The organism is Alcaligenes pakistanensis (assembly GCF_014652815.1).
In the GTDB taxonomy this organism is placed as follows: Bacteria; Pseudomonadota; Gammaproteobacteria; order Burkholderiales; family Burkholderiaceae_B; genus Alcaligenes; species Alcaligenes pakistanensis.
Map to the genome: position 1 here is coordinate 782,194 of NZ_BMZN01000001.1, position 13,451 is coordinate 795,644.

Sequence of the window (13,451 nt, forward strand, 5' to 3'; positions counted from 1 at the left end):
CGCGTATTACCCTTTTAATGACGATCCGTATTCTGAGCCGGCCAGCGACGCAGCAACGATAAAACCAGCAAGACTGCCCCGTAGACATAGACCTCCAGCACATCATTTTTACCTGTACGTATCAGATAGAAATGCAGAACAGACAAACCGGCTGCCAGATATACCGTACGGTGTAAGCGGCTCCACCCCCGTCCCAATCGCCTTTGCCATCCATGCGTAGAAGTGAGCGTCAGCAGCAATAAGATCAGCAGCGCAACAACACCAATGGCTATTAAAGGCCGCTGGACAATGTCCTGCCACATGGAAGACCAACTGCCCGAGCGATCCCACCAAGCCCAAGCCAGGGTATGCAAAGCCGCATAGAAAAAAGTGAACAAGCCCAACATGCGCCGCCAACGTACCAAAGCGGGTTGGGCCAGCAGACGCCGTAAAGGACTTAACGCCAAGGTCACCAACAAAAGCACCAAGGCCCAAATACCGCTGGAGCGGGTCAAAAACTCGACGGGGTTGGCACTTAAGCCGTTATTGACCCCCAGCCAAACCCAGCGCCCGAGCGGATACAAGCCCAACAAAAACACCAAAGGCTTAAAACGATCTAACTGCGCAGCCTTCCAGGTATTCATTAGTAGTAGCGCCTTAAATCCATACCCGCATATAAGCTGGCGACATCATCGGCATAACCATTAAAGGGCAAGGTCGGCTTCTTGGTCGCAAAAAAGCCCGAGCCAATCACCCGCTCAGTTGCCTGACTCCAACGCGGGTGAGGCACCTCCGGGTTCACATTGCCGTAAAAACCATATTCATGAGGCGCCACCCGCATCCAGCTGGATTGGGGCATGCTGTCCGTCAAGGTAATGCGAACCAGGGATTTAGCAGATTTAAAGCCATATTTCCACGGCACGATCAAACGCACAGGCGCACCGTTTTGAGTCGGCAAAGCTTTGCCATACAAGCCCGTCGCCAACAGTGTCAGCGGATGCATGGCCTCATCCAGCCGTAGCGCTTCCACATAGGGCCAATCCAGAATGCGAGATCGCAAACCGGGCATGGTTTCCGGGTCGGCAGCAGTTTCAAAGCGCACAAAGCGGGCCAGCCCTAAAGGCTCGGCTTGTTTCAGCAAGGCTGACAGGGAATAGCCCACCCAGGGCACCACCATAGACCAGGCCTCGACACAGCGCAGACGATAAACACGCTCTTCCAGAGGGGCCAGCTTTAAAATCTGGTCCATATCCAGGGTCAAAGGTTTTTGCACCAACCCATCAATCTGCAAAGTCCAGGGTTCAGTCCTGAAGGCGCCGGAATTCCGGGCAGGATCTTCTTTACCCGTGCCAAATTCGTAGAAATTATTGTAGGAGATGATGTCGGCCTCGCTAGTAGGCGCATCGTCCAATTTCCAACGCTGGGAAGGCGTGGCCTGCAAGGGCTGCCCCACAGCCACAGCCTGGGCCCGGCCGGGCAAGCCGGCGGCCAGGGCCAAGGCACCTGGAGCATGCAGCAGCAAACGACGGCGCGCACGCCAGACCGATTCATCGGTAATTTCAGAGGGGCGCGGGGCTTGCGAGCGTGATTTAAACATCTCCATCTCCTGTCCTGAAACCAGCGAGCAAGAAGGCGATGCAAGCCACCTGCCGCTATTAAATACGGGTCAAAACCCAATCGCGCATCTGCGCCACATTATCCACCATCACGGTTGGCTCAGCCTTAGCCAGCGTTTGCGGATCATGCGCACCGTACGTGACCGCCACACTATCCATGCCTGCATTGCTTGCCATATGAATATCGTGAGTGGTGTCGCCCACCATCAAGACCTGCTCGGGATCCAGCATCAATTCAGCCAGTAACTGATGCAGCATTTCTGGGTCCGGCTTGCTGCGGGTTTCATCCGCGCAACGGGTGGCGTCAAAAAAAGTACTGAGATTGACCTGCTCCAGCACCCTATCCAAACCCTGACGGCTTTTACCGGTTGCTACTCCTAAGGCAATCTGGTGGCCACGAAGTTCACCCATGAAAGGCAAAATACCGTCAAACAGCTTGATATGCGGATCGCGCAACATGAAGTGATGGCGGTACCGCTCCAGAAATAGCGGCATCTGCTCGGCGGTTAAATCCGGCACAGCGCGATACAAAGCACTTTCCAGAGATAAACCAATCACCCAGCTGGCTTGTTGAATCGAGGGCACAGGCAACTGCAGATCCGCACTGGCCAACTGAATAGAACTGGCAATGGAATACGTAGAATCCATAACTGTGCCGTCCCAATCAAACAACACAGCGGCGTAACGCGCCATAACTACTTCTCCAAACGATTAAGAAGGCTCTGGCAGGCAGCAGGCAATGCGGCTTCCAGAACCAGGGGCTGTCCGGTAACGGGGTGATCGAACTCCAGGCGTCCCGAATGCAGGAACATGCGCTTGAAACCCTGACGGGCAAATTGGTCGCGTATAGCGTCATCGCCGTATTTATCATCACCCACAATCGGGAAACCCGAATGGGCTAAATGAACCCGAATCTGGTGAGTACGGCCTGTTTTCAATTCTGCCTGTACCAGACTGAAGCGACCAAAGCGGCGCTGCATCGTAATAATGGTATGCGCAGCCTTGCCAGCCGGGTCAACCTTAACGCGCCGCTCGCCACTTTCCGTTAACCAGCGCAACAAGGGGAAGCGAATGTGCTGACGGTCATTGACCCAGTCACCCTGCACCAACGCCCAATAAAATTTGCGAGCACGGATTTCGCGAAACATATCGTGCAGGCCTACTAGAGCTGCGCGACGTTTAGCAATAATCAACAAACCGGAGGTATCCCGATCCAGGCGGTGGGCCAATTCCAGGAATGGCTCCTCGGGCCGGGCAGCGCGCAACTGCTCAATGACCCCAAAAGATACGCCGCTACCACCGTGCACCGCCACACCGGCTGGTTTATCAATTACCAACAGGTGTTCGTCCTCGAACACTACAGGAAACGCCGCAGCAGGCACATGACGAGGCTGCTCGGGTTCGGGCAGGCGCAGGGGCGGAATCCGCACCATATCGCCATCCTGAAGACGGTAATCACTGCTGATGCGGCCTTTATTGACTCGCACCTGTCCACCGCGAATGGCTTTGTAAATGTGGCTTTTTGGCACCCCTTTACATTCGCGTAACAAAAAATTATCTATACGCTGACCCGCCCGCGTTTCATCAATGCGCAGTATTCGCACTTGAGGGGCTGATCTTTGTGATTCATGAGGTTTGCACATAACAAAAAGGGGCATATAATCGCTTCAGCCTATGGAAGCTGAGACTGGGTCCAGCGTAGAGATGCAAAGGGTGCGTCTCCGTTGGATGACCAAGGACTGATAATTGTATCCTTGAGTTCCAGCTTCCGGGTCATAAGGTCGCCGGGGTGAGTCCGAAATAGCGAAAGTCGTGTGGCAAGAAGGCCCGCTTTCCAAGAGATGTTTTCCTCCCGCGTGCCGCGCTGAATTCCTGCACAGATTGTCCCGCTCTTTTGCACCAGCCGCATGATTTATGCAGCTGCCGTTCCCCCAGCAATTTTATATTCGTCAAACACACAACGTGACTCTGACCCCCCTGCTGATTGAACTTCGCGCTTTGGCGCGACTCGTGCCTCCCAGACTATAAGCCGGTAGGCCATTTTGCCTGCCTGCACCAAGCTGATGCAGCTATAGCGCTACACACCCTGTGACCCGCGGTCGTGCGCCGATATTTCGGTGCTCCATGACAACGGAGATCCACACTCATGAAACGCATGTTGTTCAATGCGACGCATCAAGAAGAACTACGCGTCGCCATTGTTGACGGTCAAAAACTCATTGACCTCGACATCGAAACAGCCGGGCGCGAACAGCGCAAAGGCAACATTTACAAAGGGGTCATCACCCGCATCGAACCTGGCCTGGAAGCCTGCTTTGTCAGTTATGGCGAAGAACGTCACGGCTTTCTGCCCTTTAAAGAGGTAGCTCGCAGCTACTTCAAAGAAGGGGTTGATGTTCGTTCCGCCCGCATCCAGGACGCCCTGGTTGAAGGTCAGGAACTGATCATCCAGGTTGAAAAAGAAGAGCGTGGCAACAAGGGCGCTGCCCTGACCACCTTTATCTCGCTGGCTGGCCGCTATCTGGTTCTGATGCCCAACAACCCTCGCGGGGGTGGCGTATCGCGCCGTGTTGAGGGCGAAGATCGTCAGGAACTGCGCGAGGCGATGGACCAGTTGGACATCCCTCAAGGCATGAGCATCATTGCCCGCACCGCAGGCATCGGCCGCAGCGCCGAAGAACTGCAGTGGGACTTGAACTACCTGATGCAGTTGTGGACCGCCATTGATGGCGCAGCCCGCGACAACTCTGCTCCCATCCTGATTTATCTGGAATCCAGCCTGGTTATCCGGGCTATCCGCGATTACTTCTCGCCCGATATTGGCGAGATCCTGATAGACACGGACGAGATTCATGAGCAGGCCGCCGCTTTCATGAGCGTGGTCATGCCCGACAACTTGCATCGCGTAAAGATGTACCGCGATGACATCCCCCTGTTCTCGCGCTTTCAGATCGAACACCAGATTGAAACCGCGTACTCACGCACCGTTCAGTTGCCTTCGGGCGGTGCGGTCGTTATTGACCACACCGAGGCCCTGGTTGCCATCGACGTGAACTCGGCCCGCTCCACACGGGGTGCCGATATTGAAGAAACCGCCCTGCGCACTAACCAGGAAGCCGCTGACGAAGTGGCCCGCCAGTTGCGCTTGCGCGACTTGGGCGGCCTGATTGTTATCGACTTCATCGATATGGAAGACAGCAAGAATCAGCGTGCTGTCGAACAACGCCTGCGCGATGCCCTGCATCTGGACCGTGCCCGCGTACAAATGGGCAAGATTTCGCGTTTTGGTTTGATGGAATTATCCCGTCAGCGCCTGCGCCCTGCCCTGAACGAAGGCTCTCACATTACATGCCCACGATGCACAGGCACCGGCGTGATTCGCGATGCCGAATCCAGCGCCCTGCATGTCTTGCGTCTGCTGCAAGAAGAAGCTATGAAAGAAGGCACAGCCGCCCTGCACGCTCAAGTGCCAGTGGATGTAGCCACCTTCTTGCTGAACGAAAAACGCGCCGACATCACCAAGATTGAATCGCGTCTGAACATTGCCCTGATCCTGATTCCGAACAAGAGTCTGGAAACCCCGCACCACATCATCGAGCGCCTGCGTCACGATGATCCTCGTCTGGACGAACTGCGCAGCAGCTATGAACTGGTACAGCAACCTGAGCAGCAAGACAGCCTGGTGCCGCACCGCAGCCACGAGATCAAGCCTCGCCCAGAAGCCCTGGTCAAGAGCACCACACCTGCCCAGCCTGCTCCCATGAGCAAGCCTGCCGCTGCCGCAGCCGCCAGTGCAGCCGCAAACGACAATAAGCCCGGCCTGCTCACACGCTTGCTGAACTGGTTGTCCGGCAAACCTGCCGAACCTGCCGCCGAAGCAGCCAAAACCGACGCAAGCAAATCCGCGTCGGGTCGTCGCCAAGGTCGTCCAGGCCAGTCCAACAATGGCCGTGGTCAAGGTGGACGTGGCCGTCGCCCTTCCAATCGCCCGGCAGAAGCCGCTCCGGAAGAAAAAGCCAGCGCTGAAAGCAGCAACAGCAATACACGTGGTCGTCGTCGCAACACGTCGGCCGCTAGCGAATCGGCTCTGGAAACCCCACAAAACACCAGCGCAGCACCCGCTACCACAGACGAAGGCAGCAGCAATAGCCGCAACCCACGCAATCGTCGAGGTCGTGGCCGCCAACGTCGCGAAGAAGGCAGTGCAGAAAACGTCGAGTTGAACAAAGACGCCACTAGCACCGACACCCAGTCCGAACAGGCTGCTGCCGTTGCCAGCGTTGCCGCTGTAGCTGCTATTTCTGCCACCAAGCAAGAAGCGCAAAACCGCGCTGACCAGCTGGCAGATGCCGATAACGCCGATACCAGCGATAACCTGGATGCCGACTCGGACGAAAGTAACGAAAACGGTGCACTGGATCCAGAACGCAAGCGTCGTCGTCGTCGCAGCCGTCGTGGTCGTCGTAGCACCGACACCAACGCCGTTGCAGAAAACGAAGAGAACAGCGAAGAAGGCAATCAAAGCGCCTACGTTGCTCACGAAACGCCTAGCTTCAACCCCGCTGCCTTGAATGCGGAAGAGCAGGCTGCCCAAGCCGCTGCTGCACAGCCCGCACCCGCTCAGGTAACGGCAGAGGCACCAGCAGTTCAAGAGACAGCTCCTGTCGCCGCCCAGACCGTTCAGGAAAGCCCAGAAGCCGCTCCTGCTCCAGTGGTAGCCCAAGAAAGCGCTCCTGCACTGCAAGCCGAACCAGCAGTTAAGGAAGCGACCGCGGCCCAAGAGCCGAGCATCGCTGCTGCTCCTGTTGCCGAACAAGTGCAAACCCAGGTCGCAACAGAAACAGCCGTTGCTGTTGAAGCCCCCGTTGTTGAAGCTCCTGCAGTTGAAACTCCAGTAGCGGAAGTCAGCGCAGCTGAAGAAACCACTAGCACCCAGCCAGAGTCCGTTGCTTCTGAAGCAACTCCTGTCCAGGAAGAAGCTGCTGCACCCGCTGCAGAAGCAGAAATCCCCCAGGAAGCTCCAGCTGCCGAAGAGGTGACAACAACCGCTGCTACTGAGCCCGTCCGTGAAGAAGCTACAAACGTGCAAGCTGAACCAGTTGTTCAAGCTGCAGCCGTAGTCGCTGAAACCCAAGCTGCCGTTAAGGCAGCGGTTGAAGACACTACCGTTGAAGCCGCCGCAGTAGCAGAAGTCACAGAGGCTCCTGCAGCCGCAGTGGAAACATCGACACCTGCTGCCGAAGCTCCACAAGCAGCCGCCATTCCTCTGGATGACGTGCTGAACGCAGCTGGCATCGAACTGGTAGAAACAGCTCGCTCGGCAGTGCAGGACGATTACCAAGCGGCTCCAGTCCGTTTGGGTCGCCCACGCAAGCGTGCAGTTCAAGCTGAAGCCAACGAGCCGATGCAACAGGTCGAAACGCAGTAAGTATCAGACCAAAAACGCCGCCCTAATCAAGGGCGGCGTTTTTTTATGCCTGTGATATTTGCTGATGTCATTAGTCTTCTCCGCCTGCACCTTCACTCCTACTGCTGCCTCTGTCTCCACCTCTTGACTTGCCTCCCCTCCTAGCCCCTCTCTTATACTTTCTCAGCAATCAGTTTTTGCGCTCTCCGATGTTTCTTTTTTCTAGAGCCAACCTCCCCCTGGCAGCCCACAAAAACAGCAGACAATAAAAAAACGCCACCTGAACCCAGATGGCGTTTTCCTTCAGTCAACCTAGCCTTCAAAATCAAGGATGGCGCGACACAGCCTCAGCAGGTTGACGAGTCAACAGAGCCAACAGCTCCGCCAATTTACGCTGCAACTCACGGCGATCAACCACCATATCAATGGCACCCTTCTCCAGCAGGAACTCCGCACGCTGGAAACCTTCAGGCAGCTTCTCACGCACCGTCTGCTCGATCACGCGAGGACCGGCAAAGCCAATCAAAGCGTTAGGCTCAGCAATCACCACATCGCCCATAAAGGCGAAACTGGCCGATACACCACCCATAGTAGGGTCAGTAAGAATACTGATGAAAGGCAAGCCCGCCTCGGCCAACTCGGCCAAAATCGCGTTGGTCTTGGCCATTTGCATCAAAGAGAACAGACTTTCCTGCATGCGTGCGCCACCCGAAGCGGCCACACAGATAAAAGGACTGCGATTGGCAATAGCCGCTTGCACACCACGGGTGAAACGCTCGCCGACCACCGAACCCATGGAACCAGCCATGTATTCAAACTCGAAACAAGCCACCACAGCAGGCACAGACAAAATCGTGCCGCTCATGACCACCATGGCTTCAGTTTCACCGGTTTGCTTGGCCGCCTCGGCAACGCGCTCCGTGTACTTGCGCGAATCACGGAACTTCAAAGGGTCCATAGGACGCGTGTTGGAACCAATCTCGGTCTGGCCTTCAGCATCCAGCAAGGACTTGATCCGGCCGCGCGCACCAATACGCATATGATGGCTGCACTTGGGGCAGACATTCAATGTTGCCTGGAGATCTTCCTTGTAGAGCACTGACTCACACGACGGACATTTCACCCACAGCCCTTCGGGCACGCGACGGCTGCTTTCAGGGTTGCGGTTAATTCGTGGCGGGAGTATTTTCTCGATCCAGCTCATTGTGAGATCCTGTTTTCGCTTAGCCGGCACCTGGCCCGCTAGCCTCTTTATTCTGAAAAAAAGCGCCTGTTCTCAAGGAACAGGCAGATGATTCTATACGCGGAATAGGTATTTAGGCTAATTATCCAATGCCTGACGTATCTGCGCGAGCCATTGGCTGGCAGCTACAACCGCAGCTGCATCAACGTCCTTGGGCTCCTTGCCCGCATTATCCAGTACCGCTTGTTCCATGGTCTGAATCAACTTGGAACCAATGACAACTGCATCAGCGCTACGGGAGATGGCTTTGGCGCTTTGCGCATCGCGAATCCCGAAACCCACTCCGACCGGAATTTTGACGTGCTTGCGAATGCGCTGCAAGTGGTGCTCCACATCGGCCACATCAATCTGAGCCGAACCGGTCACCCCTTTCAGGGACACATAATACACATAGCCCTGAGCCAGAGCAGCCACTTTGGCAATGCGCTCATCGGTAGAGGTGGGTGAGAGCAGGAAAATGGTATCCACGCCCTGCTCGGTCAGCATGCGGGTAAAGTCTTCAGACTCTTCAGGTGGATAATCCACCGTCAGCACGCCGTCCACCCCAGCCTTGCCCGCCATCACGGCGAACTCGGCCTGACCGATACGTTCGATCGGATTGGCGTAGCCCATCAGTACCACCGGTGTTTCTTCGTCGATCAGACGAAACTGCTGCACAATCTCCAGCACTTTACGCAAACCCACACCACGGCTAATGGCACGTTCAGCAGCTTGCTGAATCACAGGACCATCCGCAGTAGGATCAGAAAACGGCACCCCTAATTCAATGACATCCGCCCCGGCCTGACGCAAAGCATGCATCAGGGCTACGGTCGCAGGCACCGAAGGATCGCCAGCCGTAATATAAGGCACCAGGGCGCAGCGCCCGTTCAAACCTTCAAACGTCTTTTTCAGACGCACATTACTCGACATATCAGTTCCCGATTGCTTACAGAGTCAAGCCGCCGTATTCGGCGACCGTGTGCATGTCTTTGTCGCCACGACCGGACAAGCTGACCAGGATGATTTTATCCTTGGGCAAAGTCGGGGCGATACGAGCGGCATGAGCCAGTGCGTGCGAAGACTCCAGCGCCGGCATAATGCCTTCGATACGGCAGCAATCATGAAAAGCCTTCAAGGCGTCCTCATCGGTGCAGGTGGCATATTGCGCACGGCCACAGTCTTTCAGCCAAGCGTGCTCAGGGCCTACGCCGGGGTAATCCAGACCTGCAGACACCGAGTGCGTAGGCATGACATTGCCATCATCGTCCTGCAGCACATACGTGCGATTACCGTGCAGCACGCCAACCATGCCCTTGTTCAGAGAGGCCGAGTGCGCCAGCGTATCCAGACCACGTCCAGCCGCTTCCACACCGATCAGCTCTACGTCTTTGTGCTCGATGTAGGGGTAGAAAATGCCCATGGCATTGGAACCACCGCCCACTGATGCCAGCACGTAATCCGGCTGACGGCCTGCGTCCTGAGGCATCTGCTCTACGCACTCATCACCGATCACACACTGGAAATCGCGAACCATCATCGGGTAAGGATGAGGGCCAGCAACCGTACCAATAATGTAGAAGGTATTGCTGATATTGGTGACCCAATCGCGCATGGCTTCGTTCAACGCATCTTTCAGGGTGCGCGAACCGGATTCCACGGGCACAACTGTCGCGCCCAGCAGCTTCATGCGATACACGTTAGAGGCCTGACGACGTACGTCCTCGCTGCCCATATAGACTACGCACTCCAGGCCATAACGGGCGGCGACGGTTGCCGTTGCCACGCCGTGCTGGCCTGCACCAGTTTCAGCAATAATGCGCGGCTTGCCCATACGGCGAGCCAGCAGAATCTGACCAATACAGTTGTTGATCTTGTGCGCACCTGTGTGATTAAGGTCTTCGCGCTTGAACCAGATTTGAGCTCCACCTAGTTGCTCCGACCATCGACGAGCATGGTACACAGGGCTGGGACGACCGACAAAATGCTTGAGTTCGTAATGGAACTCGCGCAAGAACTCAGGATCGTTCCGATAGTGTTCGTAGGCTGCTTTTAACTCGTCCAGGGCGTGGACCAGCGTTTCAGCGACAAACGAACCACCAAACTGACCAAAATGTCCATCCGGGTCGGGCAAGGTATAGGTTTTCAAGGCTCGCTCTCTTGATTGACAAGAACAATCGCGGGCACAACGCCCGCGAGGTTTAGGTTTACTGATTTTAGCAGTTCAGGACGCGTAACGGCGGGCACTGACGCCGGATAACTCGTTCAAGGCCGCCAAAGCCTTTTGAATTTGCTCGCCATCACGCACTTCAATCGTAAATATCATGCGTGTCAGCGAACGTCGGCTCAAGGTATTGATACCGGTCACGTTCAAACGCAGGCGGGCAAACACTTCCGACAGGTCTCGCAGAAGGTTGGGATGCTCTTGCGCTTCAATCGCCAGATCTACCGGATATTGAGTATCGCCCGTATCGCCCCAATCCACGCTAATAGCCCTTTCAGGCTGACGTTCGGCCAGCTCGTGGTAGGACTTGCAATCGGCCCGGTGGATCGACACTCCTCGGCCACGCGTTACAAAACCCGCAATCAGGTCTGGCGGTGCGGGACGGCAGCAACGGGCCAATTGCGTCATCAGCGAATCCACGCCCACAACCAGCACGCCACTTTTTCCAGTTTTGGAAACGCTCTCCCTGGCCGCATCAAAGACGCGCTGGATGGGTTCCTCTTCCTGGGTATCCTCCCGGAACAAGGCATCCACCTGACGCAGACTGAACTCGTCTTTGGCAACGGCGATATACAAGTCATCCGCCTTGGCAAAGCCCAGCTGCTGTGCCATCTGCTCCAGATTGACCGCTGTGCGACCCAGCCTTTGCAGCTCTTTTTCGACCATGGTCTGGCCTTGGGAGATGCGTTGCTGCAATTCGATGGCATTGAACCAGGCCCGCACTTTAGAGCGTGAACGCGGGCTAGCAAGAAAACCCAGCTGTGTGTTGAGCCAGTCTCGCGATGGGCCGCCAGACTTGGCCGCCACGATCTCTACCGTCTGCCCCGTCAACAAGCGGGTGGACAAGGGCACCATGTGCCCATCCACCCGCGCGCCTCGGCAACGGTGTCCCAAGTCGGTATGCAGGTAATAGGCGAAATCCACCGGCGTCGCCCCCACAGGCAGCTCGATCACCCGAGCTTGTGGGGTCAATACGTAAATGTGCTCGTCATCCTGCGCCTTCAAAGGACGAGACGGTACTGGTTTTTTACTTGAGCTTGCTTCAAGGACCGGCTCCACGGCCGCATCCTTGCTGCTTTCCGGCTGCGGGCCAGGATCAGGCGCATTGGATGTCGAGGCCTCACGATCCCAGGCCAGCAACTGGCGCATCCAGGCGATTTTCCTATCGTCCTCGCCATCCGCGGTTTGCTGGCCACCCTGGGCCCCGGCTTCCTTATATCGCCAGTGTGCCGCCATCCCGTATTCTGCAAACTGGTGCATATCACGGGTACGGATCTGAATTTCATAACAACGCCCTTGCGCATCCGCGATCACGGTATGCAAGGAGCGGTAGCCGTTGGGCTTGGGCCGGGAGATATAGTCATCAAATTCCTCGGGCACCGGCGTCCACAAGGAATGCACCACGGCCAGCGTGTGATAGCAGCTTCGCTCGTCATCGACAATGACGCGCAAGGCTCGCAGATCAAACAGCTGCTCAAAATCCAGGTGCTTGTTCCGCATCTTGTTCCAGATGCTGAAGATATGCTTGGGCCGGCCCGAGACCTCGGCCACAATATTTTCTCGCTTCAACGCCGCCAAGAGCTGGTCGCGCACCTGACTGATCAAGGTTTCACGTTCAACCCGCTTATCTTCCAACTGGCTGGCGATATTTTTGTAAACCTCGGGATTCAGAAAGCGAAATGCCAGATCTTCCATTTCCCATTTGACCTGCCAAATACCCAGCCGGTTAGCCAGCGGCGTATACAGTTCCAGCGTTTCCCGCGCAAACTCCACTGGGCACACGGTCTTGGACTGTCTGTACCAGCGCAGGGACTGCAAACGCGAAGCCAGTCGCATCATCACAATACGCAAATCTGCGGCCATCGCCAGCAGCATCTTGCGCTTCATTTCTTTTTGATCGCCCCCGCCTGTTTGATCTTTAGCCTGCCCCGTAATGGAGCCCAAGCGATACAAGGCCCGCGAGCCGCGCACTAGCGTCATGACCTCGGTTCCAAAGGCTTTCTGAACCGGGTCCTGCTTGACCTCCGGACCGGGTGCAGGGGTCACAGCCAATAAAGCGCTGGCACGGGTTTGAGCGTCCACCCCCAAGCCAGCCAGAATGACCGCTACCTGAGCGCAATGACTGTCCAAGGGTTCGCCGGTACTCCCGGTCAAATCAAGCAAAATGGGGCCTGCCCAATCGGCAGCGGCCTGCAAGAGCGTACGCCCTGCTTCATCCAGTCCGTGGCTGGCTTGCGCAAACCATAGAGGATTGAAGGCCGACTCGGCCATAGGGGGAGAAGCGGTGTGATTCATGTGGTTTACGTCGATGTGGCCACTCAGCGCGGAAGTGGCTCTCTATACTGTAGACGCTAGTCTATCACCGTGAGTAAGAGCTTATGAGTCTGAACACATACCGCCAGCTTCTGATCGTTTGGCACTCCCGTACTGGTGCAGCCAGACAATTGGCCGAGCAGGCCGAAGAAGAAGCACTAGAGGTGCTCAAGGAACTGGGCGAGACAGACCAGGTCTCTATCAAACGCTTGCATTGTGATCAGGTGCAAGTACAGGATTTGCTCGATTCCCAGGCCTACTTATTCTGCGCCCCCGAAAATCTGGGCAGTTTAAGTGGGGCCATGAAGGAGTGTCTGGATCGGCTTTACTACGAGGTGTTGGATCGGCTGAATGGTCGCCCCTATGCCGGGTTAATCAGCGCAGGCAGCGATGGGCAAGGTGCCCTGCGACAACTGGAGCGGATTTGTACCGGCTGGCGGCTGGAACTGGCCGCCCCTACTCGTATATTTAATTTCGACGCCCAGACGCCTGAGGCCATTCAGGCTCCCAAGACTTTGAGTGAAGAGCAAATTACCCAGGCCCGGGAAGCCGGTGGGTATTTGGCTGCCTTGCTGTGTCTATAAAAAAAGCCCTTTGCATTAAGCAAAGAGCTTTGATTCAAACTGTTAGCTCTATGACTTTATCGCTTTAAAACGATGCCGTCCGCCTGAAATCACGGGCATCACTGAC

The 13,451-nt window shown here is 56.0% G+C and carries 10 protein-coding genes; 2 read left to right on the forward strand and 8 right to left on the reverse strand.

The window, feature by feature from the left end; genetic code table 11:
• Positions 1-14: 14 nt before the first annotated feature.
• Genes msrQ through IE156_RS03645 form a run of 4 tightly spaced genes read right to left on the reverse strand, consistent with a single transcriptional unit; the run spans position 15 to position 3,253 of the window.
• Positions 15-623: a protein-methionine-sulfoxide reductase heme-binding subunit MsrQ gene (gene msrQ / locus IE156_RS03630; RefSeq protein WP_189391096.1), complete on the reverse strand. Its 609-nt coding sequence runs from the start codon at positions 621-623 to the stop codon at positions 15-17.
• Entirely contained in the window at positions 623-1,576 is a 954-nt protein-coding gene (msrP, locus tag IE156_RS03635) for a protein-methionine-sulfoxide reductase catalytic subunit MsrP (protein ID WP_189391097.1), read from the reverse strand. The genes msrQ and msrP overlap by 1 nt, the downstream gene beginning before the upstream one ends.
• A 58-nt stretch (positions 1,577-1,634) precedes the next feature.
• Entirely contained in the window at positions 1,635-2,288 is a 654-nt protein-coding gene (locus IE156_RS03640) for an HAD-IA family hydrolase (protein ID WP_189391098.1), read from the reverse strand.
• Between the two features lie 2 nt (positions 2,289-2,290).
• A complete protein-coding gene (locus IE156_RS03645; RefSeq protein WP_373296481.1) occupies positions 2,291-3,253 on the reverse strand; it encodes an RluA family pseudouridine synthase in 963 nt (320 codons plus the stop codon).
• 488 nt (positions 3,254-3,741) lie between these two features.
• Between IE156_RS03645 and IE156_RS03650 the strand changes: the two genes are divergently transcribed.
• Positions 3,742-7,023, forward strand: a complete 3,282-nt coding sequence (locus IE156_RS03650) for an Rne/Rng family ribonuclease (RefSeq protein ID WP_189391099.1) — start codon at positions 3,742-3,744, stop codon at positions 7,021-7,023.
• 304 nt (positions 7,024-7,327) lie between these two features.
• On the opposite strand, the gene accD is transcribed toward IE156_RS03650, so the two are convergent.
• From accD to IE156_RS03670, 4 genes are all read right to left on the reverse strand, one after another.
• Positions 7,328-8,206 (reverse strand): acetyl-CoA carboxylase, carboxyltransferase subunit beta, encoded by an 879-nt coding sequence (gene accD, locus IE156_RS03655; RefSeq protein ID WP_189391100.1) that lies wholly within the window; start codon positions 8,204-8,206, stop codon positions 7,328-7,330.
• A gap of 117 nt (positions 8,207-8,323) precedes the next feature.
• Complete coding sequence (gene trpA / locus IE156_RS03660; protein WP_189391101.1) at positions 8,324-9,157, reverse strand: tryptophan synthase subunit alpha; 834 nt, start codon at positions 9,155-9,157, stop codon at positions 8,324-8,326.
• A 16-nt stretch (positions 9,158-9,173) separates the two neighbouring features.
• On the reverse strand, positions 9,174-10,373 hold the full coding sequence (gene trpB / locus IE156_RS03665) for a tryptophan synthase subunit beta (protein ID WP_189391102.1): 1,200 nt from the start codon (positions 10,371-10,373) through the stop codon (positions 9,174-9,176).
• Positions 10,374-10,448: 75 nt separating this feature from the next.
• Positions 10,449-12,743, reverse strand: coding sequence for a RelA/SpoT family protein (locus IE156_RS03670; RefSeq protein ID WP_189391103.1), 2,295 nt, complete (start codon positions 12,741-12,743; stop codon positions 10,449-10,451).
• An 83-nt stretch (positions 12,744-12,826) separates the two neighbouring features.
• Here IE156_RS03670 and IE156_RS03675 point away from each other — a divergent pair, with 83 nt between their 5' ends.
• Entirely contained in the window at positions 12,827-13,345 is a 519-nt protein-coding gene (locus IE156_RS03675; RefSeq protein WP_189391104.1) for a flavodoxin family protein, read from the forward strand.
• The last annotated feature ends 106 nt before the right edge of the window (positions 13,346-13,451 follow it).